22 protein-coding genes and 1 pseudogene are annotated in these 24026 nt (G+C 60.2%); 14 read left to right on the top strand and 9 right to left on the bottom strand.

The features are described from left to right. Window positions 1–103 precede the first annotated feature (103 nt). Window positions 104–841, top strand: coding sequence for a phosphatase PAP2 family protein (locus tag G9X67_RS03610; RefSeq protein ID WP_171598097.1), 738 nt, complete (start codon window positions 104–106; stop codon window positions 839–841). Between the two features lie 11 nt (window positions 842–852). On the opposite strand, the gene G9X67_RS03605 is transcribed toward G9X67_RS03610, so the two are convergent. The 6 genes and pseudogenes from G9X67_RS03605 to G9X67_RS03580 form a co-directional block, all read right to left on the bottom strand. Then, a complete protein-coding gene (locus tag G9X67_RS03605; protein ID WP_171598096.1) occupies window positions 853–2373 on the bottom strand; it encodes a mechanosensitive ion channel family protein in 1521 nt (506 codons plus the stop codon). A 380-nt stretch (window positions 2374–2753) separates the two neighbouring features. After that, window positions 2754–5315 (bottom strand): FAD-dependent oxidoreductase, encoded by a 2562-nt coding sequence (locus G9X67_RS03600; protein WP_171598095.1) that lies wholly within the window; start codon window positions 5313–5315, stop codon window positions 2754–2756. Window positions 5316–5444: 129 nt separating this feature from the next. Then, window positions 5445–5540 (bottom strand): annotated as a pseudogene (locus G9X67_RS34830) (bifunctional methylenetetrahydrofolate dehydrogenase/methenyltetrahydrofolate cyclohydrolase); the annotation flags it as partial. A gap of 51 nt (window positions 5541–5591) precedes the next feature. Next, a complete protein-coding gene (locus G9X67_RS03590) occupies window positions 5592–5831 on the bottom strand; it encodes a hypothetical protein (protein ID WP_017957896.1) in 240 nt (79 codons plus the stop codon). A gap of 9 nt (window positions 5832–5840) precedes the next feature. Continuing rightward, window positions 5841–6101, bottom strand: a complete 261-nt coding sequence (locus G9X67_RS03585) for a hypothetical protein (protein WP_171598094.1) — start codon at window positions 6099–6101, stop codon at window positions 5841–5843. Window positions 6102–6104: 3 nt separating this feature from the next. After that, a complete protein-coding gene (locus G9X67_RS03580; protein ID WP_171598093.1) occupies window positions 6105–6425 on the bottom strand; it encodes a helix-turn-helix transcriptional regulator in 321 nt (106 codons plus the stop codon). Between the two features lie 250 nt (window positions 6426–6675). Here G9X67_RS03580 and G9X67_RS03575 point away from each other — a divergent pair, with 250 nt between their 5' ends. Continuing rightward, on the top strand, window positions 6676–7737 hold the full coding sequence (locus G9X67_RS03575) for a class I SAM-dependent methyltransferase (RefSeq protein ID WP_171598092.1): 1062 nt from the start codon (window positions 6676–6678) through the stop codon (window positions 7735–7737). Between the two features lie 25 nt (window positions 7738–7762). Here the strand turns inward: G9X67_RS03575 and G9X67_RS03570 are convergent, their stop codons facing one another. After that, complete coding sequence (locus G9X67_RS03570; protein ID WP_171598091.1) at window positions 7763–8788, bottom strand: AraC family transcriptional regulator; 1026 nt, start codon at window positions 8786–8788, stop codon at window positions 7763–7765. 60 nt (window positions 8789–8848) lie between these two features. On the opposite strand from G9X67_RS03570, the gene G9X67_RS03565 reads away from it, so the two are divergent. The 9 genes from G9X67_RS03565 (at window position 8849) to G9X67_RS03525 (ending at window position 19161) form a co-directional block, all read left to right on the top strand. Further along, complete coding sequence (locus G9X67_RS03565) at window positions 8849–10315, top strand: alpha-glucosidase/alpha-galactosidase (RefSeq protein ID WP_065284163.1); 1467 nt, start codon at window positions 8849–8851, stop codon at window positions 10313–10315. A 123-nt stretch (window positions 10316–10438) separates the two neighbouring features. Then, on the top strand, window positions 10439–12526 hold the full coding sequence (locus tag G9X67_RS03560) for an ABC transporter substrate-binding protein (RefSeq protein ID WP_171598090.1): 2088 nt from the start codon (window positions 10439–10441) through the stop codon (window positions 12524–12526). Window positions 12527–12645: 119 nt separating this feature from the next. Further along, window positions 12646–13653, top strand: a complete 1008-nt coding sequence (locus tag G9X67_RS03555; RefSeq protein ID WP_026188757.1) for an ABC transporter permease — start codon at window positions 12646–12648, stop codon at window positions 13651–13653. Between the two features lies 1 nt (window position 13654). Beyond that, window positions 13655–14791, top strand: coding sequence for an ABC transporter permease (locus G9X67_RS03550; RefSeq protein WP_171598089.1), 1137 nt, complete (start codon window positions 13655–13657; stop codon window positions 14789–14791). A 10-nt stretch (window positions 14792–14801) separates the two neighbouring features. Then, the gene (locus tag G9X67_RS03545; protein WP_171598088.1) at window positions 14802–16469 is read left to right on the top strand and encodes an ABC transporter ATP-binding protein; all 1668 of its coding nucleotides are present in this window, start codon (window positions 14802–14804) and stop codon (window positions 16467–16469) included. 22 nt (window positions 16470–16491) lie between these two features. Then, entirely contained in the window at window positions 16492–17862 is a 1371-nt protein-coding gene (locus G9X67_RS03540; RefSeq protein ID WP_171598087.1) for an alpha-glucosidase/alpha-galactosidase, read from the top strand. 357 nt (window positions 17863–18219) lie between these two features. Next, on the top strand, window positions 18220–18459 hold the full coding sequence (locus tag G9X67_RS03535; RefSeq protein ID WP_138389742.1) for a DUF982 domain-containing protein: 240 nt from the start codon (window positions 18220–18222) through the stop codon (window positions 18457–18459). 64 nt (window positions 18460–18523) lie between these two features. Continuing rightward, on the top strand, window positions 18524–18730 hold the full coding sequence (locus G9X67_RS03530; protein WP_138389741.1) for a hypothetical protein: 207 nt from the start codon (window positions 18524–18526) through the stop codon (window positions 18728–18730). Window positions 18731–18939: 209 nt separating this feature from the next. Next, a complete protein-coding gene (locus G9X67_RS03525) occupies window positions 18940–19161 on the top strand; it encodes a hypothetical protein (protein ID WP_171598086.1) in 222 nt (73 codons plus the stop codon). A 736-nt stretch (window positions 19162–19897) separates the two neighbouring features. On the opposite strand, the gene G9X67_RS03520 is transcribed toward G9X67_RS03525, so the two are convergent. Then, a complete protein-coding gene (locus G9X67_RS03520) occupies window positions 19898–20332 on the bottom strand; it encodes a hypothetical protein (protein ID WP_171598085.1) in 435 nt (144 codons plus the stop codon). A 203-nt stretch (window positions 20333–20535) separates the two neighbouring features. Between G9X67_RS03520 and G9X67_RS03515 the strand changes: the two genes are divergently transcribed. Beyond that, window positions 20536–21432, top strand: coding sequence for a GGDEF domain-containing protein (locus G9X67_RS03515; protein WP_171598084.1), 897 nt, complete (start codon window positions 20536–20538; stop codon window positions 21430–21432). A gap of 182 nt (window positions 21433–21614) precedes the next feature. Here G9X67_RS03515 and G9X67_RS03510 read toward each other — a convergent pair whose 3' ends face one another. Continuing rightward, the gene (locus G9X67_RS03510; protein WP_065283845.1) at window positions 21615–21914 is read right to left on the bottom strand and encodes a hypothetical protein; all 300 of its coding nucleotides are present in this window, start codon (window positions 21912–21914) and stop codon (window positions 21615–21617) included. Window positions 21915–22198: 284 nt separating this feature from the next. Here G9X67_RS03510 and G9X67_RS03505 point away from each other — a divergent pair, with 284 nt between their 5' ends. Together G9X67_RS03505 and G9X67_RS03500 are read left to right on the top strand one after the other, a co-directional pair. After that, a complete protein-coding gene (locus G9X67_RS03505) occupies window positions 22199–23110 on the top strand; it encodes an HNH endonuclease (protein WP_171598083.1) in 912 nt (303 codons plus the stop codon). Between the two features lie 338 nt (window positions 23111–23448). Then, window positions 23449–24024, top strand: coding sequence for an ATP-binding protein (locus tag G9X67_RS03500; protein ID WP_171598082.1), 576 nt, complete (start codon window positions 23449–23451; stop codon window positions 24022–24024). The last annotated feature ends 2 nt before the right edge of the window (window positions 24025–24026 follow it).

Below are 24026 nucleotides of genomic sequence, written 5' to 3'. Positions count from 1 at the left end.
CCGCCCTCGGGAATGTCCTTGAATCCCGCAAGGTCTTGAAACCTCGCTTCACATTGCCGATTTGGCGAGGACCGGCACGATTAAAGGGAGCTCGACGGCAGGCATGACCGAGGTTCAACGACGAGGTTTTCTGACAAGGCTTACCGCCTATGAACCGCTGACGCTGATTACGCTCGCATCGATCGCCGGCGGGCTGTTCGTGCTCCAGCGGCTGACCAGCGAAGTCCTGGAAGGCGAGACCTTTCGCTTCGACGAGGTGATCCTGCTGGCGTTGAGACGCGCGGATGATCTTGCCGTGCCGATCGGCCCCGACTGGCTGACGCATGCCGTCGACGATATCACCGCCCTCGGCGGCATTACCGTCCTCTCGCTGCTGACGGCACTGATCACCATCTATCTTCTGTTCGACCGGCGCTGGCCGATCGCCATCTTCGTCGTTTCCTCGGTGCTGACCGGCTGGCTGGCGAGCGCGACGCTGAAGATTCTCGTCGCCCGGCCGCGTCCCGATATCGTGCCGCATCTGGTCGAAGTGAGCGATCTCAGCTTTCCCAGCGGACATGCGATGGTCTCGGCGGTGACCTATCTGACGCTAGGCGCGCTCGTGGCGCGAACGCAGCGTTATCCGTCGACGCGGATCTTCGTCATGGGTGCCGGCGTCTTCCTTGCCGTCGTCGTCGGTTTGAGCCGGATCTATCTCGGCGTTCATTACCCCACGGACGTCTTCGCCGGATGGTGCGCCGGCGCGCTCTGGGCGCTCGGCTGCTGGCTGATCTCGAAGCGGTTCATTCCGAGCCGCGCGCCAGATGAGGCCGTCGAGGCTGGAAACGGCGACAGCAGATAGCAGCGCGGAGCCTATTGCGGCACCTGGAACAGGTGGCGGATACGCGTCACCAGCGAGCTCACCGAGCGGCCGTGCAACGTGGCGCCTTCGGCCGCGAAGGAATGCTGGCCGGTCTCGATACGGTGTAAGAGGGTAGCGGCAAGCTCTTCGGCGATGCCGGGCCGGTCGTGCAGCAGCGGCGTCAGGCTTGCCTGGGCGATCTCGTAGACGACGACGAAGGTCAGGGCACGCAGGCTGGCGGCCTCGCCGACCCCGATCAACAGTCCGCTCTCACCGAAATAATCGCCCGGCGCCAGCCGGCCGAGTTCGATTTCCTTATGGCCTTCCTGACGCGTGGCGACCAGGGCGCCGCTGCGCACGATCATCAGCGATGCGACCGTATCGCCCTGCTCGATAAGAATGGAATCCTTCTTGTAGGTTCGCCTGGTCATCGAGGCTGCGATCGTTTCCTTCTCGTCCTCGGTCAACGAGGAAAACAACGGGATGGCGTCGAGAAGCTTGAGCGGCGTCGGCCGGTGCGGCTTCACCACCTCTTCCGACTGCAACTGCTCGGGCGGTGGGCCGGCGGCGTCGAGCGGCCGTGCCAAGGTGAGGCCGGCGGCCTTGATATGGCGGTAGATGAGATCGAAAATCTCGTTCTTCGCCGGCCCCGTCTGGCCGATATCCCTGACGCGGAAGGAGAGCTCCAGCTCCACTGCATCTGATGTCAGCGATTTGATCTGCACGCCGGGTTTCGGCTCAGTCAGGATCGAGCCGCTGCTCAAAAGCACGGCGCGCATGACCTCGATGATCGCCGACGGCCCGATCGTCGGCACGACCCGGACCGTCAGTGAGGCGCCGTGACTGCGGTCGGGGCTGCTGAGATTGGTCAGGCCGACTTTGGCCAGAAAGCTGTTGGGCAGGACGACGAGGTCGTTCGAGCCGTTCAACAGATGGGTGGAGCGCCAGTTGGTTTCGACGACACGACCCTCGACGCCGTCATTCAGCACGATCCAGTCGCCGATCGTATAGGGCCGGCCGAGATTGAGCGCGATGCCGGAAAAGACGTCGCTCAGGGTGCTCTGCATCGCAAGGCCGAGGATGATGGCAAAGACACCCGAGGTGGCGATCAGCGTGCCGACGGGAAAGCTGAAGACATAAGCGACCACCGAGAGTATCGCGCCGAGATAGATCAGGCCGATGACCAGATCCTGAACGAGACGACCTTCGCGCGGTTGGCGCTCGAAGATCAGGAAGACGCGGACGAAGGCGATCAGCGCCCAGGCGGCATTGATCCACCAGACCACCTTGGCAAGGGCGATGAAGACGCGTTCGAAGGTCGAAGCCGTCGTCGGCCCGACTTCGTAGGGCACGATGTCGTGATAAAGCAGCAGGACGGTGAGCGCCGCGAAGAAAAACACCTGGCCGGCGAGCTTCCAGCTCGGGAAGGGCCGAAGCGCTATGCGCGTGATGATCGCACCGACCACGGCCAACGTCCCGGCCTGGACGACAGGATCGGCAAGCACTCCGGACCATGTGGGATTATCAAGCATTGACTGTCCACTCGCCAGAGCATGATGCTGAAAAGTGTGAGCGGTTTTCGGACGACATCATGCCTCACTCTTGAATTCTAATGATGGCTTCGCCGCATCCTGACTTCCAATCCGACTGCGAGGCAACCGTAAAATAGCGCCAGCACCCAGAGCGTCGGAAGCGGACAGTTGACGGATCTGGGTCACCAGCGACCATCCGAGCCGCCGTTCAGCGTGGCGCTGACGATCAACCTCATGTCTGTGGTGTCCCATCCTTGCGGCGTCACAAGTGCTGGAGCGCTTACAGCGCCGCGCGTCTTTTAAGACACGCGGCGCTGTAACACTTTCAATCCTCGCACGTGCTTTCCGAAAATCGATTCCGATTTGCGGGGCCGATGCGCTTAGGTGCGCGGCTTCAGATTTTCTGGGTCATAGATCGGCTTGTACCCGACGCCGACAACCTCCACCGGATAAGTCTCGGCAAAATACTCGACATTCAGCCTGCGTCCGACCTGGCAATGCGACCAGGGTAGATAGGCCAAAGCAATGTTCTTTCCGACCGTCGGGCCGTAGGCGACCGAGGTCGTGTACGACCGACGGCCAAGCTCGTCGACCAGAACCTCTCCCGTGGCGGGATCGACAACCGGCATGCTGCCGACGGGATAACGCTTCACGCCTGACTTGTCGGTATTCTCGGTCATAACAAGGGTGCAGAGCATGGCCGGCTGGTGCTCGCGCGCCTTGTATTCCAGATGTTTTGCCTTGCCGCGGAAATCGGCTTCCTTGACCTTCGGACGGGCGAGATCGGCTTCGATCAGGTTGTACTGGGTCAAGAGGTCGGCGTTCTGCAGGCGCAGGCTCTTTTCCATGCGGCGCGAGTTTGCATAGGTTTCGACGCCGAAGGCCATCACACCGGTCGAGCGCAGCGCATCCCAGACGGCGAGGCCGTCTTCGTACTTCATGTGCAGTTCCCAGCCCTGCTCGCCGACATAGGAGATGCGGAAGGCGGTGATTGGCTTACCGGCGATTTCGATCGGCTTGATCGCCGCAAAGGCGAAGTTTTCCTGATCGAGGCCGGCCGGATCGGCCACGGCCTTCTTCAGAGTGTCGCGTGCGTTCGGACCCCAGATGCCGATCGTCACGAATTTTTCCGAGACGTCGGTGATGGTCACGTCAAGGCCGCGGTCTTCGGCGACGCGCTTCATATAGTGCAGGTCGCGCGGACCGGCATCGGCGCCGTTGACGAGACGGCACCGGTCGGCCATGCGGAAGACGGTGAAGTCGGCGCGGACCATGCCTTCGTCGTCGAGGAAGTGGGTGTAAACGCCCTTGCCGATGTTCGCATCGCCACCGACCTTGGCGGCGCACAGCCATTCCATCAGTTCGACATGGTCAGGTCCCTCGATATCGACCATGTGGAAGTGGCTGAGGTTGACGATGCCGCAATCCTCGCTCATCGCCAGATGCTCGGCATTCGAAACGCGCCAGAAATGGCGGCTGTCCCATTCATTCTCGCGGACCGGGACGCGGTCGGCGTATTTCTCCAGAAGGTGCTCGTTGGCGGCGTAGCCATGCGCACGCTCCCAGCCGCCAAGTTCCATGAAGTAGCCGCCGAGCTCCTTTTCGCGCTCGTAGAAGGGCGAGCGCTTGGCGTCGCGGCCGGATGCATAGGGTTCGCGGGTGTGAACAGCCGGGAAATAGATCTTCTGGGCGGCTTCATAGCAGCGGCCCTCGATGAACTCTTCCGTCAGCTGATGCGGATAGAAGCGGGCGTAGTCGATGCTGTTGTGATCGATCTCGGTACGGCCATCGGTCATCCAGTCGGCGATCAGCTTGCCATAGCCCGGGCCGTCCTTGACCCAGATGGCAACGCAATACCAGAGGCCGCGCACCTTCTGGCTCTCGCCGCAGGATGCGCCGCCGCCGGCGGAAACCTGCAACAGGCCGTTGAAGGAGTGACCCTCGTTATAACCGAGTTCGCCAAGGATCGGCGTCAGTTCCATGGCGCGCTCGAGCGGCTCGATGATCTGTTCCATCTCGAGGTCACGCTGCGAGGGCGAAAGGCGCGCTTCGTGTTTTTCGAGAATATCGCGCGGATGGCACATGCGCGGATTGGTGGCTTCGTAATAGCCCCACTCGATCTGGCCGCCCTCCGTCGTCGCCGGGTCGCCGGTATCGCGCATATAGGCGGAGTTGCCCTGGTCGCGCAGCAGCGGGAAGCCGATTTCCTTGCCGGTGCCTTCGAATTCATTGTACGGGCCGAAGAAGGTGAGCGGGTGATCGACCGGCATGACCGGCAGGTCTTCGCCGACCATCTCCGCGATCAGGCGCCCCCAGAGGCCGGCACAGACGATGACGTGGTCGGCCATAACAGTGCCGCGATGGGTGACGACGCCCTTGATGCGGCCGCCTTCGACGATCAGCGACTTCGCCGGCGTATTGCCGAACACCTTAAGCTTGCCGGCCTTTTCGGCGGCATCGACCAGCTTGCCGGCAACGGTCTGCGAGCGCGGAATGACGAGGCCGGCATCCGGATCGTAAAGGCCGCCCATCACCTGATCTTCCTCGATCAGCGGGAACTTCTCCTTGATCTCGGAAGGGCTGACATAATGAGCGCGGGTGCCGAAAGCGCGTGCCGAGGAAAGCTTGCGCTTGATTTCCTCCATCCAGGTATCGTCGCCGGTGCGCGCCACTTCGAGGCCGCCAATGCGGGCGTAATGGCCCATCTTCTCGTAGAAATCGATCGAATATTGCGTGGTCCAGACCGACAGATAGTCGTGGCTCGTGGTGTAACAGAAGTCCGAGGCATGGGCTGTCGAGCCGATATCTGTCGGGATGCCCGACTTATCGATGCCGACGATATCGTCCCATCCCCGCTCGACGAGATGATGCGCGATGGAGGCACCGACGATACCGCCGAGCCCGATGATGACGACCTTTGCCTTTTCCGGAAATGCTGCCACGTGCTGTTCCTTCTATTTATCGCACGAATTAAAATGACCTAGCCGCGCTTGACGTACGCTTCGCGCGTGAGATGCAGGAGCCATGTCAGCCTCGTAAGGGGTGTCACATTTGCCGAAGCAGCGCCCCCCCCGACCGCTCCGCATGGAAGCTGCGATGAGGGTATTATGCATAAGGCGCGTGATCGTCATTGGTCCTACGCCGCCTAGTAACGGCGTAATTGCGCCAGTCCGGATCGAGGCGGCGAGGCAACCGCAAAACAGCGCCAGCGCCCGGGATCACGGCGCCGCAATCGCTGCAAGTCGGTCGATGTCCACCAGCACGATGTCTTCGGAAACAGGCTCGCGATTGTGCAGCCGGAACCATTCGGCCGCTTCGCGCACGCGGTCACCATGCGGCGGCGGATAGGCGCCAAGTCCGAGAACCCATTCCCGCACGGTCTCGCGCTCCATCCGCCCGGCCCGGTATCGATCGCAGACGGTTTTCGCTGATGCGACCAGATCATTGATGCTTTTCACAAATATTCCTCAATGCACGGATGGTTCTTCATCTTCGAGAAACGATCGGATGCCGTCCCGCGCGACGATGGCCAGGAATTCGTCGAAGGCATCCCGGTCAGTCGCAAATGGCTCGTCCCAGCGGATCAGATCTTCCGCCTGCGTGACCACCTCCATCGTCCAGTCTTCATTGCTGCCCGATGTACGGAAGATATCGACGAGCACGGTGATCCCGTCATCGGTGAATTCTCCTGCCAGTTCGGAGTGTTCGAGCTTTTCTTTCTTTGCCATCATTCAGCCACCTGCACCGGGCGGTGCGTCGTTTTTGAGATATTCTTCATATTGAACCGTCTCGGTCTCATTCGTGTCGATCGACGCATCGGCGCGTTTTGCAAGGCGAACACCTGCACCCCCGCCATTTTCGGGGATGAAAGCAACACCTGCGCCTTCCAGGGCGTGTTTCATATCCTGAAGGGTTCGTTCGTAGGGAGAGCGCTTCCCGGCCTCGAAATTAGCAATCGTCGCTTTGGCGACTTTTGAGGCCGACGAGAGATCGTCCTGAGACCAAGCCAAAAGGGCACGAGCGGCGCGGCATTGAGCGGAAGATAGACACAAAACAATAACCTTGCATCAAAAGTGTGATTCTGCCTCGGGGAGATTATATTAAAAACGTAATCTCGATACAAGCGATGATGAGAGCGGGTGCATGACGGCACAGCATGTTGTGAGCCCTGGAATGGGCACGCCTATTCCATTCTTTCGGCCTTTAATACTCCACGCTCATCTATCGAACGACCAGGTTGATTGACTGAATATTATTAAAGTCTAATTTAGATTACCTTTATCACGCACCCGGGAGGTAACAATGCGTGAGCCAGATATGCAAAAACTCGATGCGCTTGTCGGTCGTCTTGTTGGGGACGTCGGCGCCGCCATGTCAGGTGCCTTGGTCGTGCTTGGCGACCAGGTCGGAATCTATAAGGCGATGGCCGACGGAACGCCGATGAGCGTCCAGGACCTTGCCGCGAAAACGGGGATAAAGGAGCGTTATCTCAGGGAATGGCTGAGCGCCCAGGCGGCTGCCGATTATGTCGCTTACGATGAAAAGACCGATCGTTTCAGCCTGACGCCGGAACAGGCGATGGTGTTTGCCGAGGAAAACAGCCCGGCCTTTTTCGTCGGCGCCTTCGAGGTCGTGCAATCCATGTGGATGGACGAGTCAAAGGTCGCCGATGCTTTCCGTACCGGCAAGGGTCTCGGCTGGCATGAGCACAGCACCTGCCTTTTCCGAGGCACCGAACGGTTCTTTCGCCCGGGCTACAACAGCCATCTCGTAGCCGAATGGATTCCGGCTCTTGCCGGGGTCGAGGCAAAGCTCAAGGCCGGCGCCAGTGTCGCCGATGTCGGCTGCGGTCATGGGGCATCGACCATCCTGATGGCGCAGGCCTATCCCGCCTCCCGCTTTACCGGCTTCGACTATCACGGCCCGTCCATCGAAAGGGCAAAGGCCGCCGCGAAGGATGCGGGTGTCTCGGACCGTGTGACCTTCGAGCAGGGCTCGGCGGCGGAATTTCCGGGGCGCGGCTATGACATGGTCGCCATGTTCGACTGCCTTCACGACATGGGCGATCCGGTCGGCGCCGGCCGGCATGTCAAGGAAACGCTGGGGCCGAACGGCACGTGGCTCATCGTCGAGCCCTTTGCCCATGACCATCTCAAGGACAATCTCAACCCGGTCGGCCGCGTCTATTACGGAGCATCGACGATGATCTGCACGCCGGCGTCACTCTCCCAGGAGGTGGGGCTTGGGCTCGGCGCACAGGCGGGAGAAATGAAGCTTCGAAAGGTCGCGCTCGACGCCGGATTCACGCATTTCCGCCGCGCCACGGAAACGCCGTTCAACATGGTGTTCGAGGTGCGGGCCTGAAGGTTCTGGGTTGCCAGGCGGCCGGCTATCTCAATTTTCCGATGCTGGCATACATGCCCGTCGTGCGGAATTCGGTGGGATTGGTGCCGTAGACGCGGCGGAAGACCTTGGAGAAATAGTTGGGGTCCTCGAAGCCGCACATGATGGCGACTTCCTTGACCGGCAGGAAGTCGGCCTTGGTCAGAAGCTTGACGGCGCGCTGCAGGCGCTGCTGCAGCACGAATTCGGCCGGCGGCATGCCCTCGCTCTCGGCAAAGCTGCGCGAGAAATGCGCGCGGCTGAGGCCGACGATGCTGGCAAGCTCGCTGACCGGTAGCGCCTTTTCGAGATTGGCGTTGATATGGTCGATCACCGGCTGCATGAAGCTGAGCTCGGCGGCAAAGGCCGGCGAGCCGAAGACATCGTCGTAAAGCGCCATCGCCGCTTCATAGGCAATCGCCGAGGCAGCACCCGGCGACGTCGCGCCCTTGACGAGGCGCAGGCTGCAATCGGCGAGATGGTCGATGGTCGAGGGCTGCAGCTTCAGCACCGGGCCGGCGGTGGAAAGCACCATCTGGTGGATGCGCAGCGTTTCCTCGCCATTCATCGAGATCCAGAAATATTCCCAGCGATCGCCCTTCTCCAGCCAGTAGCGATGATTGTGCGGCACCAGAACGAGCAGCGTGTCGCCGCCCTGAAGGCGATAGTTGCGGTGCTGGTAGCGCAGCTGGCCGCTGCCGCTGATCGTGTGCTGCAGCACGGTGAAGGGAGTCTGGCCGCGCCGGCGGCCGTCCCAGTCATAGCTCTCGTTCTCGCGCACTTCGTAGCCGGCGCTGGTCGGCATGGCGTGCAATCGCTGGCGGCCGCGGGGCAGCGAAACCGTCCTCATCGACTGTCCGTTGGCGATCAAATCCTGCAGCACAAATTTACCCCTGAAAGCATAATCCTTCTCTGGTCGCCCTGCCGATTTCGGGCATAATCCCGGCCGACAAGAGGAAGAGACCACGGCCGATAGAGCGGCCGGGAGGAAAAAGGCAGATTTTACGGTGTTTTCAGCCACATGCGTCAGCATGCGGCCTGATCCTCCATGGCCTTCTTTTCCTTAGCATTCGATTGGGTCGAGGTGAAGATCATGAGTTTCAAAATCGCTATCATCGGTGCGGGCAGCGTCGGTTTCACCAAGAAGCTGTTTACCGATATATTGTGCGTTCCCGAGTTTCGCGACGTCGAATTCGCGCTGACCGATCTCAGCGAACACAATCTCGAAATGATCAAGGCGATCCTCGACCGCGTCGTCGAGGCGAACGGGCTGCCGACGAAGGTGACGGCGACCACCAACCGGCGCCAGGCGCTGGAAGGCGCGCGTTATATCATCAGCTGCGTCCGGGTCGGTGGGCTCGAGGCCTATGCCGATGATATCCGCATTCCGCTGAAATACGGCATCGACCAGTGTGTCGGCGATACGATCTGCGCCGGCGGCATCCTCTATGGCCAACGCAACATCCCGGTCATCCTCGACTTCTGCAAGGATATCCGCGAGGTCGCCGAGCCCGGCGCGAAATTCCTGAACTATGCCAACCCGATGGCGATGAACACCTGGGCGGCGATCGAATATGGCAAGGTCGATACCGTCGGTCTCTGCCACGGTGTCCAGCATGGCGCCGAACAGATCGCCGAAGTGCTCGGCGCGAAGTCGCTGAGCGAGCTCGACTATATCTGCTCCGGTATCAACCACCAGACCTGGTTCATCGACCTGCGCCTCAACGGCCGCAGGATCGGCAAGGACGAGCTCATTGCCGCCTTCGAGGCGCATCCGGTCTATTCGCAGCAGGAGAAATTGCGCATCGACGTGCTGAAGCGTTTCGGCGTCTATTCCACCGAAAGCAACGGCCATCTCTCGGAATACCTGCCCTGGTATCGCAAGCGGCCGGACGAAATCACCCGCTGGATCGACATGTCCGACTGGATCCACGGCGAGACCGGCGGCTATCTCCGCCATTCCACCGAAACGCGCAACTGGTTCGAGACGGAATATCCGCAATTCCTGGAATCCGCCGCAAAGCCGATCGATCCCGCCAAGCGCTCGAACGAACACGCGAGCCATATCCTCGAGGCGCTGGAAACAAACCGGGTCTATCGCGGCCATTTCAACGTCAAGAACAATGGTGTCATCACCAACCTGCCGTCCGATGCGATCATCGAATCGCCAGGCTTCGTCGACCGATTCGGCATCAACATGGTTTCCGGCGTCACCCTGCCGGAAGCCTGCGCGGCCACCTGCATCGCCTCGATCAACGTTCAGCGCATGTCGGTGCATGCGGCGATATCGGGCGACATCGACCTCTTGAAGCTTGCCGTGCTGCACGATCCGCTGGTCGGCGCCGTCTCGACGCCGGAAGAGGTCTGGCAGATGGTCGATGAAATGGTCGTTGCCCAGGCGCGCTGGCTGCCGCAATATGCGCATGCCGTGCCGGCCGCCAAGGAGCGGCTGTCGAAATCGAAGGTGCAGACCCGCGACTGGGCGGGGGCCGCACGCCGCAACGTTCGCTCAATCGAGGAGCTGCGCGCGGAAAAGGCGGCGCTGAAACAGGCCGTCTGATTTTCTTGAAGGATGGGTCGTCATGGGTTTCCGGGAGGGAAATCCATGGCGTCAGGCCCGCTTTCATGTCGTTCGAGGAAAAAGGAGCCGCGTGATCGCGCTCCGGAACAAGAGGGAGAAACGATGATGAATTTCCGTAACGCAGGCATCCTGGCCGGACTGGCGCTCAGCGTCTCAGCCGCGGCGCTGAATGCATATGCCTCCGAGCCAACCATCCCACCTGCACCGGCGGACTTTCCGGCCGAAGGCAAGATCAACTATGTGGCGCGCGACTCCATCCTGGAGTTCAAGGCGCTGCCCGAATATCACGAGCCCGACTGGGTCACGAAGAATTTCGTCGCCACCGGCAAGCTGCCGCCGGTCAAGGATCGCCTGCCGAAGGAGCCTATGGTCTTCAAGACCGGCAATATGCCAGACGGCATCGGTGTCTACGGCGATACGATGCGCCACGTCATCGGCGGCCGGCCGGAAGGCTGGAACTATGGCGCCGGCCAGACGCAGGGCTGGGGTGGCATCGATATCGGCCTTTCCGAATGCCTGACGCGCACCGCGCCGCTGTTCCAGGTGCAGGCCTCAGACACCGAGCCGTTGCCGAACCTCGCCAAGAGCTGGGATTGGTCGCAAGACGGCCATAAGCTGACCATGCACCTGATCGAAGGCGCCAAATGGTCGGACGGCGCGCCGTTCAATGCCGACGACATCATGTTCTACTGGGACGATGAAGTCGTCGACCCGAACGTCTCGCCGCTCGGCGGCGGCGCCTCGCCGGAAGCCTTCGGCGCCGGGACGACGCTGAAGAAGGTCGACGATTACACCGTCGAATGGACCTTCAAGGAAGCTTTCCCGAAGCAATATCTCTACACGATGTCCTACCCGAATTTCTGCCCGGGTCCGTCGCACATCCTGAAGGCGAAGCATCCGAAATATTCGAAGAACACCTACGACCAGTTCAAGAACGCCTTCCCGCCCGAGTTCATGAACATGCCGGTCATGGGCGCCTGGGTACCGGTCGAATATCGCCCGGACGACATCATCGTCATGCGCCGCAACCCCTACTACTGGAAGGTCGACGAGAAGGGCGATCAGCTCCCCTATCTGAATGAGCTGCACTACAAGCTCTCGACCTGGGCCGACCGTGACGTTCAGGCCGTGGCAGGATCCGCCGATTTCTCGAACCTCGAGCAGCCGGAAAACTTCGTCGCCTCGCTGAAGCGTGCCGCGGAAGAAACGGCGCCCGCCCGCCTTGCCTTCGGCCCGCGCCTGATCGGCTACAATCTCCGCATGAACTTCTCCGCCAACGGCTGGGGCAGCCCGGACGAGCGCGGTGAGGCGATCCGCGAGCTGAACCGCAACGAGGACTTCCGCAAGGCCGTCACCATGGCGCTCGACCGCAAGGCAATCGGCGACTCGCTGGTCAAGGGACCGTTCACCGCGATCTATCCCGGTGGGCTCTCCTCCGGCACCAGCTTCTACGACCGCAACTCGACCGTCTACTACCCCTTTGATCTTGAGGGCGCCAAGGCGGAACTCGCCAAAGCCGGTCTTAAGGACACCGACGGCAACGGCATCGTGAACTTCCCGGCCGGGACGCTCGGCGGCAAGGATGTCGAAATCGTCATGCTGATCAACAATCAGTACACGACCGACAAGAGCCTTGCCGAAGGTGTCGTCGGCCAGATGGAGAAACTTGGGCTGAAGATCGTCATCAATTCGCTCGACGGCGCAAAGCGTGACGACGCCCATTATGCCGGCCGCTTCGACTGGCTGATCCAGCGCAACACGACGGAACTGTCGTCGGTGGTGCAGAATACCGAACAGCTTGCCCCTGTCGGCCCGCGCACCAGCTGGCACCATCGCGCCGGCAAGGATGATCAGCTCGATCTGATGCCCTTCGAAAAGGAGCTTGTCGACGTCGTCAACAAGTTCAGGACGAGCCAGAACAACGACGAGCGCGTCGATCTGATGAAGCAGTATCAGAAGATCTCGACGGAGCACGTCAACACTGTGGGCCTGACGGAATATCCCGGCGCGCTGATCGTCAACAAGCGGTTCTCCAACGTGCCACAGGGTACGCCGATCATGATGTTCAACTGGGCTGAAGATTCGGTGATCCGCGAACGCCTGTGGGTGGCCGCCGACAAGCAGGGCAAATACGAGCTGTTCCCCGAACAGCTGCCCGGCAAACCCGGCGAAAAGGGTCCCATAAACTAGAGCTCCCTCCCAGCCCGAAGTGAGCTTCCGGCCGCGCGTGCAGCGCGCGGCCGGGCAAAACCAACAAGCCGGCCGCGCTGACAAGGAGCGACTGGCGGCAAGGAGAAGCGAACCGTTCGATGTTACGATTCCTGCTCGTGCGCATAGCCTCTGCGATCCCCATTCTCTTCATCCTGAGCGTGGTGACTTTCGCGATCATCCAGGCCCCGCCCGGCGACTACGCCGATTACATCCGCTCCCAGCTGATCAACCAGGGCGGCGCGTCCTATGCCCAGGCCGAAGCGCAGGCGCAGCTCTACCGGGTCGAACACGGCCTCGACAAGCCGCTGGTCGTCCAATACGTCAACTGGATCGGCGGGATCGTGACGCGCGGCGATTTCGGCTACAGCATGTTCTACAACAAGCCCGTGGCCGATGTCGTCGGTGAACGCCTGCCGCGGACATTGCTTCTGGCGCTCGTCTGCCATCTCTTCGCCTCGGTGCTTGGCATCGGCTTCGGCATCTGGGCGGCGACGCGCCAATATAGCTGGATCGACAGCCTGCTATCGGGGATTTCCTTCCTCGGCATGACGGTGCCGCGCTTCCTGATGGCGCTGATCATCGTCTATCTCCTGGTCTTCCAGCTTAACGTCTCCGAGATCGGCAGCTTCTTCTCGCCGCAATATGGCGGGGCGCCCTGGTCCTGGGCGAAATTCGTCGATCTGGTGCACCATGTCTGGCCGGTCGTGGCGATCGCCACCTTCGGCGGGCTCGCCTACAATATGCGCGTCATGCGCGGCAATCTGCTCGATACGCTGAATGCCCAATATGTCGAGACGGCCAAGGCCAAGGGGCTTTCCGGGGCAGCGGTGGTGATGCGCCATGCGGTGCCGAATGCGCTGCACCCGTTGGTGATGTACCAGGGCGTCGTGTTGCCCTACATGCTGACCGGCGAGATCGAAACCGCGATCATTTTCGCATTGCCGACCGTCGGCCCGGCGATCGTCGGCTCAATGGCGGTCGGCGACGTCTATGTCACCGCCACCTTCATGATGGTGCTGTCGGCGACGCTGATCGTCGGCAACATCATCGCCGACATGCTGCTCGCTTTGCTCGATCCCCGCGTCCGCCAATATGGAGGAGCCTGAGATGTTGGCTTTCGACTCTTCTGCAACGCCGCCGACAACCGACATCGAGACCAAAAAACAATCGCGTGGGCATGAGAGCTATATCGCCCTTGTCTGGCGCCGGCTGAGGCGCTCCTGGACCGGCATGGCCGGGCTGGTGCTCGTCGTGCTGCTGCTCGTCATGGCGATCTTTGCCGATTTCTTTGCGCCGATGGACCCGAAGGCGACCGATGTCGGCTTCGCGCCGCCGCAGGTGATGAGCTTCCACGACAAGGACGGCAATTTCGTCTTCCAGCCGCGCGTCTATGCGCTGTCGGATTCCGAAGAGCTCGACCCGGTCACCTTCCAGCCTATCGTCGGCATCGACTATGACAATCCGCGGCTGCTCGGTTTCTTCGTCAAGGGCGCCGAATACCGGATTTTCGGCCTGATCCCGGCCAACCGGCACTTCTTCGGCTCGACCGACGGCCAGCCGGTGCATTTCCTCGGCACCGACAAGTTCGGCCGCGACGTGCTGTCTCGCGCCATCATCGGCTCGCGCATCTCGCTGACGATCGCCCTGACGGTGGTCTTCATCGTCACCATCATCGGCACGACCGTCGGCATGGTATCCGGCTATTTCGGCGGCACCTTCGATGTCTGGCTGCAGCGTTTCGTCGAGCTGGTGCTCGCCTTCCCGCAACTGCCGCTCTATCTGGCGCTGACCTCGCTGATCCCGGTGACGGCGCCGACCAACGTCTTCCTTGCCTTCGTCATCGCCGTGATGTCGGCGCTCGGCTGGGCGCAGATGTCGCGCGAGGTGCGCGGCAAGACCTTGGCACTCGCCCGCATCGATTATGTCAGGGCGGCAATGGCGGTTGGCGCCACCGACACGCGCATCATCATGCAGCATATCTTCCCGAACGTGATGAGCCATGTCATCGTCGCGGTGACGCTGCACATACCGAGCGTCGTGCTCTTGGAATCCTTCCTCGGTTTCCTCGGCTTCGCCGTCAAGCCGCCGCTGATCTCCTGGGGGCTGATGCTGCAGGACACGGCGACCTATTCGGTGATCGGCTCCTATCCCTGGATTCTCTCCCCCGTCGGCTTCGTGCTCGTCACCGTCTTCGCATTCAATGCGCTCGGCGACGGATTGCGCGACGCCGTCGATCCTTATTGAGGTGATTGATATGGCTCTTGCACTGGTCAATTCCTTCGCCCCGCCCGTCCGCCACGACCATGATGGCCGTTCGGACACGCCGATTATCGACGCCCGCAATGTGGCGGTGAATTTCAAGGTCGAAGACGGCATGGTCGAAGCCGTCAAGGACGTCTCCTTCCAGCTCTATCGCGGCGAGACGATCGCGATCGTCGGTGAATCCGGTTCGGGCAAATCGGTAACGGCGCGCACGGTGATGGGGCTCCTGTCGAAGCGCGCTGTCGTTTCCGAGAAATCGACGGTCGCCTATGACGGCAGCAACATCCTGAAATTCTCCGAGCGGGCGCGCCGCAAGCTGCGCGGCGACCGCATCTCGATGATCTTCCAGGAGCCGATGAGCTCGCTGAACCCGATCTACACGATCGGCAGCCAGATCGTCGAAGCGATCCGCGTGCATCGCCGGATCAGCAAGAGGGATGCGCAAAAGCGCGCGCTCGAACTGCTGGAACATGTGCAGATCCCCGATCCCGCCGCGCGGCTGATGCAATATCCGCATCAGCTTTCCGGCGGCCAGCGCCAGCGCGTGATGATCGCCATGGCGCTTGCCAACGACCCCGACGTGCTGATCGCCGACGAGCCGACGACGGCGCTCGACGTCACCGTGCAGGCGCAGATCCTGAACCTGATCCGCAACCTGCAGAAAGAACTGGGGATGGCCGTCATCCTCATCACCCACGACCTGACCGTCGTGCGGCAGTTCTCTGATTACGTCTATGTGATGCAGTACGGCGAAGTGCGCGAGCACAACACCACCGAAGCGCTGTTTGCCAATCCGCAGGACGCCTATACCAAACATCTGCTTGCCTCCGAGCCGCGTGGCCAGGCCAATCCGCTGCCGGAGGGATCCGATGTCATCCTCGATGCCAAGGGCGTGCGTGTCTCCTTCATGATGCGTCACGGTACCTTTCTCAAGCCGGCGATGCGCGAGCTTGTCGCCGTCGACAGCCTCGACCTGACGCTGCGCCGTCACGAGACGCTCGGTCTCGTCGGCGAATCCGGCTCCGGCAAGACGACGTTCGGCCAGGCGATCCTGCGGCTGAACACGCCTGATAGCGGTGAGATCCATTTCGACCATCAGCCGATCCACGGCCTGTCCAGGGCCGAGATGCGGCCTTTGCGCGCCCGCATGCAGGTGGTGTTCCAAGACCCTTTCTCATCGCTCAACCCGCGCATGACGATCGGCCAGATCATCGAGGAAGGTCTCGTCGTCAACAGGCTGGGCGCAACCAAGGCCGAACGGCAGGACCGGGTGCGCGAAGCGCTGATTGCCGCCGGCATGCCGGGCCATATCCTGTCGCGCTTCCCGCACGAATTTTCCGGCGGCCAACGCCAGCGCATCGCCATTGCCCGCGCCATCGCGCTGGAACCGGAATTCATCCTGCTCGACGAGCCGACATCGGCGCTCGACCTTTCCGTCCAGGCGCAGATCATCGAACTGCTGCGCAAGCTGCAGGACGAGCGCGGCCTCAGTTACCTGTTCATCTCCCACGATCTCAAGGTCGTCAGGGCGCTCTGCCATCGCGTCATCGTCATGCAGCATGGCAAGATCGTCGAAGAGGGGCCTGTCAACGAAGTTTTATCCCATCCCAAGACCGCCTACACCGAACGGCTCGTCAAGGCCGCTTTCGAGGTAGCATAATTGCCGAATGCCGGAGGTTATAATGGCAGCAAATCCCAAAATCACGTTCATCGGAGCAGGCTCCACCGTCTTCATGAAGAACATCGTCGGCGACGTGCTGCAGCGGCCCGCGCTGTCAGGTGCGACGATCGCCCTGATGGACCTCAACCCGCAGCGGCTCGAAGAAAGCGCCATCGTGGTCAACAAGCTGATCTCGACGCTTGGCGTGAAGGCGAAGGCCGAGACCTATTCCGACCAGCGCAAGGCGCTTGCGGGCGCCGATTTCGTCGTCGTCGCCTTCCAGATCGGCGGCTATGAGCCCTGCACGGTCACCGATTTCGAGGTGCCGAAGAAATACGGGCTGCGCCAGACGATCGCCGATACGCTCGGCGTCGGCGGTATCATGCGCGGGCTTCGCACCGTGCCGCATCTCTGGAAGGTCTGCGAGGACATGCTCGCCGTCTGCCCCGAGGCGATCATGCTGCAATATGTCAACCCGATGGCGATCAACACTTGGGCAATCGCCGAGAAATATCCGACCATCCGCCAGGTCGGTCTCTGCCATTCGGTGCAGGGCACGGCGATGGAACTGGCGCATGACCTCGACATTCCCTACGAGGAAATCCGCTATCGCGCGGCCGGCATCAACCACATGGCCTTCTACCTCAAATTCGAGCATCACCAGCCGGATGGATCCTACCGCAATCTCTATCCCGACCTGCTGCGCGCCTATCGCGAGGGCAGGGCGCCGAAGCCCGGCTGGAACCCGCGCTGCCCGAACAAGGTGCGCTACGAGATGCTGACGCGGCTCGGCTATTTCGTCACCGAAAGCTCGGAGCATTTCGCCGAATATACGCCCTATTTCATCAAGGAGGGCCGCGAGGACCTGATCGAGAAATTCGGTATTCCGCTCGACGAATATCCGAAACGCTGCATCGAGCAGATCGAGCGCTGGAAAGGCCAAGCCGAGGCCTATCGCTCAGCCGACAAGATCGAGGTCGCGCCGTCGAAGGAATATGCCTCCTCGATCATCAATTCGGTCTGGACCGGCGAGCCCTCGGTAATCTACGGCAATGTCCGCAACAATGGCTGCATCACCTCGCTGCCGACCAATTGCGCCGCCGAAGTGCCCTGCCTCGTCGATGCCTCCGGCATCCAGCCGACCTTCATCGGCGACCTGCCGCCGCAGCTGACCGCGCTGATCCGCACCAATATCAACGTCCAGGAACTGACGGTGCAGGCGCTGATGACCGAGAATCGCGAGCACATCTATCACGCTGCGATGATGGACCCGCATACGGCCGCCGAACTCGACCTCGACCAGATCTGGTCGCTGGTCGACGATCTGCTTGCCACCCACGGCGACTGGCTGCCCGAATGGGCACGCACGGCCCGCAAGGTACAGGCCGCCTGACCCCCTCTCCCGGGTGAGGCGTCAAGGAGCCCCGCGGTCGCAACAACCGCGGGGCTCTTTGCGTGGGGATGGGGCGTTTTGCGATTTGGGGACGTGACTCGCCTGGCCGGATCGACATCCTGTCACCCCTTTCTTGAATGCACCTTCAGAGCCGAATCGAAGGCGCTTAACCGAAGATAAGGCGAAGCTTTCGAAGCACGGCGGTAGGACGCAGCGCGACAGCGACGGCTATCGCGAGCGGTTGTTGGGTTAAAACGAAAGAGCCTCATGCTGCTGCCAAAATTCCGGCCGGATCGTCCGTTTGGAACAGATCTTCCTAATATACGTTTGTGGGAAGCCTGCCCCACGGAGGACGCCATGATCAGCATCTGGGATGCGAACGTCGAATTGAAGATAGATGATCGTTTTCACGTCATCAGGAGCGCTCGAGAGGCGGTCGCATTTTTGAAGAAATCCTGGCCCGACAACAGAAGCCCGAGCTACGCGACAGCGCGGAAGGTATGCCTGGACGCGGCGAATGGCGTTGTTCCCGGTGCGGAAGCGCGAGCTGCGTTTGAGGCTGCGGCGAAGGAGGCCGGCATCCTGCGACAAACTTAGGGATTACCTTGTTCGTTGCCTGCCATCGAACAGGAGGTGCTGGCGCAGTGCCATGAGGAGCGACATGACAGAGATTGATGCACTCCGCCAGGAAATCTATCGGCTTGCCGCGGCGGCCGAAGCTGACTCAGAAACAACGTCGAATTTGAAGGCGCTGGCCGTGCAGCTCTGGGCAAACTTCGACGAATTCACGGTCGAGGACCTGGAAGATATACTGAGGGACGAATGGAGAACTCGCGGACTGCCGTTCAACGACAACGCGGATATGTAGGCGCTTCTGGAATTGGAGACGTCTGTGCTACCTCAGAGGCCTCTTTGCTGCGTTCGGAATCAGGCCCCTAGCTGACCTTTGTTCGATCTATGACGCATGCTACTCGTGAGCAGTGGCGCCGATATTTTCCGCGCGTGGGTTCCCAAAATTATGGTACTTGAAAGTACCTAAAATGTCCCTATAGTCGGATCCCTTGGGGAAAATCGGCCATGGACTTCGCACTCCTTTTCAACCTGTTCCGGAAGCCCAAGCAGGCTAGCGTCACTGACGTCACACTCTGGCACAAGCACGAGACACTCCTCCCGGTGCCACTCGTCGACGCCGCCGCCCGAAACCCATCGGGACAAATCTGGCGCCGGCTGAACGGTGTGCAATGGGAATATATGCAGGACCCCGAAACGATTGAAGAATTCGATGCTCGACAATATTGAGGCTTAAAGCCCAACTGTCGCACGGAACCTACGCCTCACGTCGGCTGCGGCCCAGCATCATCGTCATGCCTTCCTCCGCGGACAGCGACGATGATATCGGATCGAGCGCCGAGGTTGGTTCGTCGTAAACAGCCAGGCCGTGTTTCTAAAGCGGTCGAAACACTCTCGATGGGCTAGTAACCGCCTATCTCACCGCGAACTGGGCCTATCCCCTGCGGTTGTGCGTAGGTTGTGTTGTCCGATCCGCTAGTTGCACATCCTGCGAGTGTCATGAAGACGATTGCTGCGGCCAAAATGTTTTTCAGAGGCACGGCGTTCTCCGATCATGGCAGGCTGCTCAGGCCTCAAGGGCCACGCCGAGGATTTTCCGTTAAATCACCTACAATGGCAAGCGCGTGGTTAGCTGGCAGTAAGTAGCGATACGGCCTCTTCAAGCGTCTCCCTGACTGAATAGTCGCTCGGCGAGACATCTTTCCGCAGCACGCTGACATAGATGTGGGTGCTGCTGGAGAACGCCCTGATCCAAGTCCCTGGGTGGCGTGGTCGGCCAGCGCAGAAAACCTGGACCCGGCAGCTGACCAGCAGGAGCCGCTTCAGAAATCTGCCCCCTCAAAATGTTAGCGATAGTCGATGCCGCAGGAGCAACGACCCGACCGGTCGGTCGTCGCACGTGCCACCCGCGTCGGGGATCGATGCATCCCCGACCAGCACCTCAGATGGTGGCCTTCGGCCTCAATCAGCCAAACCACGCACGAAGCTGAGCGAAAAACCCGTCTGGTTTGGAGCCCGACATCTTCCGCAAACGGCGAGCGACGACTGCCGCGCTGACGCGTTCACCGAAATGGCAGAAGCAGACAAGATCGTGCAATTGCTCGTCGCCGAGTTCGAAGAACCGTTTGGCTTCTCCATAACTATCATTTTCCATTCCTGCCGCCCGCAGAATGGGATCAGCGAATGCAACGGAGATCGGGGTGCCGTCATCCCTGAGAGCAAGCCGATCGGCCATCGGCTGATATTCGGTTTCGTGAAGTGTCTTGAGAAACGGTCTGGGGCTGCGTTCGAGACTTTCAGCCCAGCGTTCAAGCCGTTCGCGCCGCGTCATTTCAAGGCGCTTGCAGGTCGTGCTGACCTTGGCGACGGTTTTCAACTGATCGAGTGCGTACTGTTCCATTTCGGCCTCCTATCTCCGGAAAAATAGATGGTCCGCCTCCCGAAAACAGCGTCTCTCAGGTCGCAGCCGATGTCCAATCACGATTGAAAACGGCATCTCGTTGACGTTTCCGTAATCACTGCAGGCGCTTTGCTTGCTGACGGGCTCTTTTCTCATAGGGTTTCTGCGCCATCTCATCCCAAGGCAACCAGACAGGGTTCGGTATGGACGAGATATTCGAACAGCTTCTGCACCTTTCCGCACGCACCGAAACGCTGCTTGCGGTCTACGATGGTGATGACCGGCTGCGATACGCGAACAGCGCCTTTCGCTCAGTCTATTTCATCGAGCCGGATGAGACTCCACTCTGGCCGGATCTCATGCGACGCAATTTTGAGCTGCGGCGAGGCACAGTCATTCAGACGAGCAATTTCGACGAGTGGCTGCGGTCGACACAGTCGCGCCGCGGCAAGATCGGCTATCGCGCTTTCGAGACGGACCTCTACGATGGCCGATGGTTTTGGATGACCGAGGCAGTCCAGAAGAACGGTTGGATGTTGTGTATTGCGAGCGACATCACCAGTCTGCGAGCGCATGGCAGGACTGTCCGGCAAGATCGCGATCAGGCGATCAAGGCTTCTTACACCGACGAACTCACGGGTGTCGCCAACCGCCGCTTTGTGATGGCACGCGTCGACGACATGCTGGCAGCCGCTAAGCATGGAAACAACGGATGCCTTGCCGTATTCGACATCGACAATTTCAAACACATCAACGATCGGCTTGGTCACCATGCCGGGGATGTCGTCCTGCGCGATTTTGCCCATCGCATTCATCAGAATGTTCGCCGCAACGATTGTTTCGGGCGGGTCGGCGGAGAAGAGTTCCTGCTGGTGATGCCGGCAACCGGGCCGGAAGACGCCATTGCCATCGTCGAGTGCATGCTGACGGTGATCCGCTTCTCCCGGCCTCTGCCGGAATCTCCCGACTTCAGCTACACCTGTTCTGCCGGCATCGCCGCCTGCGCCCCGTCAGACAGCGCCTCGGACCTTTATCGACGCGCAGATCAGGCACTCTATGCTGCCAAGTTAAGCGGCCGGGACAGGGTGCGCGCAGCCTAAGTGCCTAATGCATGTCGCCCGGAAGTGTGCAGCGGTTCGGGGACAACGACATGCATAAAAACAAAGGGCTATACGGTTGAACCTCAATTTGATCAGGCGACTTCGTCGAGCCGCAGTCGTGGCGGACGGCAATCTGGACCTGTTCGCTGAGGCAGGAACCAATCGGTACTGCGCGCGATCGCTTAAATCCCCGACCCGTAGAGCTCCTGGTCATCTTCGCCTTCCCAGGGAGAGGGCATCGAGGTGCGATTGGCCGAGGGCATCGGCATCCAACACTTCAATTCCGGCTCGGCATATTCGATGATGTGCCCGGGCGAGGAATCAGAGGCGCGCCAGCCTTCTGCAGCGAACTGATCGCCGTTCGACCAATAGGCGAGGTCAACTTCTGCCGGCCCCTGTTCGGACGGGCGAATCGTGACGAGGATCCGGCTACCGTCTCTCGGTGCGCTTGCCATGTCGCGCCAGCGGTCTGTGTCGTCCATCGTTTTCCTCCTGCCTCGCTGCAGCTTGCAAGTGTCGCCTCGCCATCGGAAACGGTCAATTGAAACTTTGCGCTAGCCGTCGTCTGTCGCCGCTCGTCTGCAAACCGAGTTGGCGGGTCGAGGGTTTTCAAACTGGTTGGTGGCCTGCGGCTTGATCATTAGCTGCACTCTTCGAAACCCAGACGCCTTAACTCTTCCTCGCCAATTATTGCTGATCAATTCTCTTTGGATGGAGGATGCAAGCGCCGTATTGCGAACCGACCTAGTCGTGCTACGCATCGGGCATGGCATTCGGCGTTTTCATTCACCGGTCAGATTCGATCTACGACGATAGCCCGGCAGAACAATATCAGTTCCCGAGCCAGTATCTCGGTCGCGTGAAAGCCTGCCTCGGGGATTGGATCATTTACTACGAGCCGCGCAAAGTCGCGGCGACCCGGGGCTATTTTGCCATCGCTAAGGTGGCCCAAGTCATTCCGGATCCGAAGGCGTCCGGCATGTATTTGGCCCTCATCGAACCGGGCAGCTACCTCGATTTCATCAATGCCGTTCCGTTCAGTGGGCCGGACGGTGTCATTGAGCGAGGCGTGCTGAATGAGGAGGGGCGAATTTCCGGTAGGGCACAGGCCGCGGTGCGTCCGATATCCGCGGCTGATTTCAATCGGATCGTGTCGATCGGCCTGGACGAACACGAGCCTGAACTACCGCGGCTGGGTGAGCCGGCAGTAACGCTTGCTACGGACGGATTTGAAGACGGAGCTCAGGCACCGTTCCTATTTGAGCACGAGCGCGACAGGGTTACACAGCTCTCGTCGCGGATCGTTCGCGATCGGCTGTTTCGCCGGCTCGTTTTGCAGGCCTATGACAAACGGTGCGCAATCACTGGTCTGAAGCTCATAAACGGAGGCGGACGTGCGGAAGTCGATGCTGCGCATATTCGCCCTGTGGAAGCAAACGGACCCGACATCCTCACCAACGGCATTGCTCTGTCTGGCACCGCACACTGGATGTTCGATCGCGGCCTGATCGGTCTCTCGGATGACCTCGATATCCTGATCTCGCGGCAAGCCAACGATCCGCAAAGCATCCGAGGCCTCATCAACAAGTCTGGAAGGGCGATCGTCCCTTCAAGACCGTTTGAGCGGCCACATCCTCACTTTCTCCAATGGCATCGCCAAAATTGCTTCAAGCAGTAGCAGTGGCTTGCCGATGGCAAGACCGGCGTGCGCTCTTGGCGAGCGCCGCTTTGTCGTTTGCCAGTTCCAACTATGCTGTCTCTATAAAACAGTAACAATGCAAAAAATCTTCACACCCGTCCGCGTGACCTACTAACTGTGGGAGGGATATAGCATGGATTTGCTTTTGCTATCTAAGCGGAGCCCTTCTACCATGGTGCTCTTCCAAGCGAGCGGAAGGGCTGCCGCTACCCAGGACTTCGATCCCGAGTGATTATGGTTTTTAACCGCATTTACTAAAACCTATTGTGGTCAAGCCGAAATATACTAACTTACTGTAAGTGGTATTGGGGCGGGCTATGAAAACGATATATCTAACCGGGGCACCGGCCGCGGGGAAAAGCACAACTGCGCATCTACTCAAAGAAAAGGTGCCAGGGCTCAAGGTCTGGGAGTACGGAGCGGAATTAACACGCTACGTTCATGATCGACCACAAGTGACCACGCAGGCTGATCTCAGACGCCTCTCTGCGACTGTGATCACACCAGAAGATGTTGCTGCCGTTGACGGAGAGCTTTTGGAGTTTGTCAAAGCAAATCGGGCTACAGCCTCGATTATCATCGACAGCCATCCCGTAACAAAAGAAGATTACGGCTTCAGGATTACAGCGTTTTCAACCGACCAGATAACGGCGCTGGCTCCGGATGAAGTTTGGGTTTTATTCACTCCTCCTGAGATCGCCATCGACCGAATTCGCCGAAACGCAGCGGGTCGCCCGCTGATTGACCTAGAGCAGGCACGTCTACACGCTTCCCTGCAGGCGTCAGTGGCGGCCTCGTACGGTATCGCGACAGGGCGGCCAGTCTATCTTTTCGATACAAGCGGCGATCAGCAAGCCCTCATTGAGCGACTTGCTGCGCGCCTTACTAGTTAGTC

The sequence above is a fragment of the Rhizobium sp. WYCCWR 11152 genome (assembly GCF_013087615.1).
Lineage (GTDB): Bacteria > Pseudomonadota > Alphaproteobacteria > Rhizobiales > Rhizobiaceae > Rhizobium > Rhizobium indicum.
This window is presented reverse-complemented; position numbering and strand designations above follow the sequence as displayed.

What these genes read in the sequence shown, in the direction of transcription:
- G9X67_RS03610 (WP_171598097.1), top strand. Translation starts at nt 104, where the DNA reads ATGACCGAGGTTCAACGACGAGGTTTTCTGACAAGGCTTACCGCCTAT.
- G9X67_RS03605 (WP_171598096.1), bottom strand. Translation starts at nt 2,373, where the DNA reads ATGCTTGATAATCCCACATGGTCCGGAGTGCTTGCCGATCCTGTCGTC.
- G9X67_RS03585 (WP_171598094.1), bottom strand. Translation starts at nt 6,101, where the DNA reads ATGGCAAAGAAAGAAAAGCTCGAACACTCCGAACTGGCAGGAGAATTC.
- G9X67_RS03575 (WP_171598092.1), top strand. Translation starts at nt 6,676, where the DNA reads ATGCGTGAGCCAGATATGCAAAAACTCGATGCGCTTGTCGGTCGTCTT.
- G9X67_RS03570 (WP_171598091.1), bottom strand. Translation starts at nt 8,788, where the DNA reads ATGCTGACGCATGTGGCTGAAAACACCGTAAAATCTGCCTTTTTCCTC.
- G9X67_RS03565 (WP_065284163.1), top strand. Translation starts at nt 8,849, where the DNA reads ATGAGTTTCAAAATCGCTATCATCGGTGCGGGCAGCGTCGGTTTCACC.
- G9X67_RS03560 (WP_171598090.1), top strand. Translation starts at nt 10,439, where the DNA reads ATGATGAATTTCCGTAACGCAGGCATCCTGGCCGGACTGGCGCTCAGC.
- G9X67_RS03555 (WP_026188757.1), top strand. Translation starts at nt 12,646, where the DNA reads ATGTTACGATTCCTGCTCGTGCGCATAGCCTCTGCGATCCCCATTCTC.
- G9X67_RS03550 (WP_171598089.1), top strand. Translation starts at nt 13,655, where the DNA reads ATGTTGGCTTTCGACTCTTCTGCAACGCCGCCGACAACCGACATCGAG.
- G9X67_RS03545 (WP_171598088.1), top strand. Translation starts at nt 14,802, where the DNA reads ATGGCTCTTGCACTGGTCAATTCCTTCGCCCCGCCCGTCCGCCACGAC.
- G9X67_RS03540 (WP_171598087.1), top strand. Translation starts at nt 16,492, where the DNA reads ATGGCAGCAAATCCCAAAATCACGTTCATCGGAGCAGGCTCCACCGTC.
- G9X67_RS03535 (WP_138389742.1), top strand. Translation starts at nt 18,220, where the DNA reads ATGATCAGCATCTGGGATGCGAACGTCGAATTGAAGATAGATGATCGT.
- G9X67_RS03530 (WP_138389741.1), top strand. Translation starts at nt 18,524, where the DNA reads ATGACAGAGATTGATGCACTCCGCCAGGAAATCTATCGGCTTGCCGCG.
- G9X67_RS03525 (WP_171598086.1), top strand. Translation starts at nt 18,940, where the DNA reads ATGGACTTCGCACTCCTTTTCAACCTGTTCCGGAAGCCCAAGCAGGCT.
- G9X67_RS03520 (WP_171598085.1), bottom strand. Translation starts at nt 20,332, where the DNA reads ATGGAACAGTACGCACTCGATCAGTTGAAAACCGTCGCCAAGGTCAGC.
- G9X67_RS03515 (WP_171598084.1), top strand. Translation starts at nt 20,536, where the DNA reads ATGGACGAGATATTCGAACAGCTTCTGCACCTTTCCGCACGCACCGAA.
- G9X67_RS03510 (WP_065283845.1), bottom strand. Translation starts at nt 21,914, where the DNA reads ATGGACGACACAGACCGCTGGCGCGACATGGCAAGCGCACCGAGAGAC.
- G9X67_RS03505 (WP_171598083.1), top strand. Translation starts at nt 22,199, where the DNA reads ATGGCATTCGGCGTTTTCATTCACCGGTCAGATTCGATCTACGACGAT.
- G9X67_RS03500 (WP_171598082.1), top strand. Translation starts at nt 23,449, where the DNA reads ATGAAAACGATATATCTAACCGGGGCACCGGCCGCGGGGAAAAGCACA.